This window comes from Streptomyces sp. NPDC002513 (genome assembly GCF_053595355.1).
The window spans coordinates 1-2,707 of the sequence record NZ_JBSFXK010000142.1; the positions used below are offsets into that span (position 1 = coordinate 1).

2 protein-coding genes are annotated in these 2,707 nt (G+C 65.2%); both read left to right on the forward strand.

Annotation, left to right across the window (positions count from 1 at the left end):
* Positions 1-2,445 (forward strand): type I polyketide synthase (locus ACWD5Q_RS35315; protein ID WP_451431156.1); only part of this gene is annotated, 2,445 nt, incomplete at its 5' end.
* A 57-nt stretch (positions 2,446-2,502) separates the two neighbouring features.
* A partial coding sequence (locus ACWD5Q_RS35320) for a beta-ketoacyl synthase N-terminal-like domain-containing protein (RefSeq protein ID WP_451431157.1) occupies positions 2,503-2,707 on the forward strand: 205 nt, incomplete at its 3' end.

Here is a 2,707-nt window from a genome sequence, read left to right on the forward strand (position 1 = left end):
GGGTTCGACTACGGGCCCGTATTCCAGGGCCTGCGCACGGTATGGCGACACGGTCAGGACCTCTTCGCCGAGGTCGCACTACCAGAGCAGGAGGCCGGCCACAGCGACGACTTCGGCATCCACCCCGCTCTGCTGGACGCCGCACTGCACCCACTGCTGCTGGCAGCCCCCCAACCGGACCAACAAGGCCTGCCCTGGACCACCACAACAGGCGCGCAAGGCCTGCCACTGCCATTCGTATGGCGGGGTGTGTCGCTGCATGCGGTAGGAGCCACCACACTGCGCGTACGGTTGACACCCCTGGCCGACAACGAATTCGCCGTCACCGTGGCCGACGACACCGGAACACTAGTCGCCCACGCCCAATCACTGACACTACGCGCCATCAACAGCGACCAACTACACCAGGCCACCACCACCCGCAGGGATCCGTTGCTACGCGTGGACTGGATTGCGTTGTCGGTGGCCGGCCAGCCGCAAGCTGCCCCTGGTGGCTGGACTGTGGTGGGCTCCAGCGACATACCGCTGGACCAAGAAGGTGTGCGGTACGCGACAGTCGAGGAACTGGCCGCCGCGGTCGACGGAGGCGCGGCTGTGCCGGACACGGTGCTGCTGTGCGTGCCCGACGTGCCGGTTGATCAGTTCGTGGGAACAGGACCGGCACATGAGGCCTGTGTTGCCGGGCACGGTGCCGTGGACATCCGGGCCGCTGATGTGGGCAGTCGGGTGTGGGCTGTGGCACAAACGGTGCGCTGGTGGCTGGACGACGAACGGTTCGAAAAGGCGCACTTGGTGGTGGTCACCCACGGTGCTGTGACGACGGCTTCGGGCGATCCGGTGCGCGACCTGGCTGGTGCCGGGGCATGGGGCCTGCTGCGGTCAGTGTTGACAGAACGTCCGGGGTGCAGGGTGACCCTGGCGGATGTCGACGGAGACACTGGCTGCTGGAAGGCGTTGCGGGAAGCGCTGGGCCGGGGAGAGCCTCAGCTCGCGGTGCGGTCCGGGGCGGTGCTGGTGCCCCGTCTGACCAGGATCGGCAGTGGCTCGACGTCATCCGGGGGCAGTACTTCCGACGTCACGCGGCTGATCGATTCCCAGGATGGAATCGATTCTTCGGCCAGTGCTGGGAGTTTTGGCGGCGGAACAGTGATGATCACCGGTGGTACCGGGGCGCTTGGCGGGATGATCGCACGGCGCCTCGTGACTGAACACGGTGTACAAGCCGTGCTGCTGGTCAGCCGGCGAGGCATCGATGCGCCTGGGGCCGGGCATCTGGTGGCGGAGTTGTCCGGGCTGGGGGTCCGGGTGACCGTGGCGGCGTGTGACGTGGCTGATCCTGACATGCTGGCCGACGTATTGACGGAAGTGGCATCTGACTATCCGCTGACCGCAGTCGTACACGCGGCCGGAATCCTGTCGGACGCGACCCTCGGCTCACTGACGCCGACTCAGCTGGAACAGGTTCTGCGGCCAAAACTGCACGCGGCGGTGAACCTGCACAACCTCACCCGCGAGATGGGTCTGGCGCAGTTCATGATGTTCTCGTCGGTCGCGGGGGTGGTGGGTACCTCTGGGCAGGGAGCCTACGCGGCGGCGAACGCGATGCTCGATGCCCTGGCCTCCTGGCGCCGGGCACGCGGACTGGCCGGTGTCTCACTGGCCTGGGGCCTGTGGGAACAGGACAGTGAGATGACCGCCGGCCTGGCAGACACCGACCGCCACCGCATGGCCCGGCTGGGAGTGGTGCCCCTCAACTCTGAGCAGGGGCTCGGATGGTTCGACGAATCACTGGGCCGAGACGAGGCGGTGCTGGTACCGGCCAAGCTGGACACTGCGGCGTTGCGTCATGGGCAAGGCCCTCTGCCGGCGGTGCTGCGTAGTCTGGTGCCGACCGGGCTTCGTACGGCTGCGGCTGCCACGGCCGACCGTACCCGGGGCCCTGAGTTGGCTCAGTCGCTCGCTGGGCACACCCCGAAGGAGCAGCAGCGCATGCTGCTCGAGCTGGTGCGAACGCATTCCGCAGCGGTACTCGGCCACACGGGCGCCGAAGAGGTATCCGCAGACCGGCCTTTCACGGAAATAGGCTTGGACTCACTCACTGCGCTGGAATTGCGGACCCGGCTGGCCGAATCGAGTGGACTCCGCCTGTCGGCCACCTTGATATTTGACTACCCCACCCCCCAGGCCCTTGCCGGTCATTTGCGGTCCCGTCTCTGCGGAGCAGATCTTACGCCAAAGGACGCCATACTCAAGGACCTCGGAAACGTGGAATCCTTGCTCGCAGGACTGGAGGCTGCGGATCGGGATCAGATCGCTGTGCGCTTGCGGGAAGTGTCGGCGAAGATCGCCAGCGCAGGGAGTTCGAAAGGAAAAGCCTCCGAAGCTCCGAAGTCGTTCGACTCCGCAAGCGATGAAGAGCTCTTCAATTTCATTAAAAGTGTTTAGCGTCACTCCTTGAGCGGGCCCCCTCTGCCTCCTTCTGTTTGATTTTAGGAGATTCCAATGGCGAGCGAAGAGACACTTCGTAGCTATTTGAAAATGGCGTCTGCGGAACTGCAGGAAACCAGGCTCCGGCTGCAGGACATGGAAGAAAAGCAGACCGAGCCGATTGCGATCGTCGGTATGGGGTGCCGGTATCCGGGTGGTGTGGGGTCGGCTGAGGATCTGTGGCGGCTGCTCCAGGCGGGTGGGGATGTGGTCTCCGAGT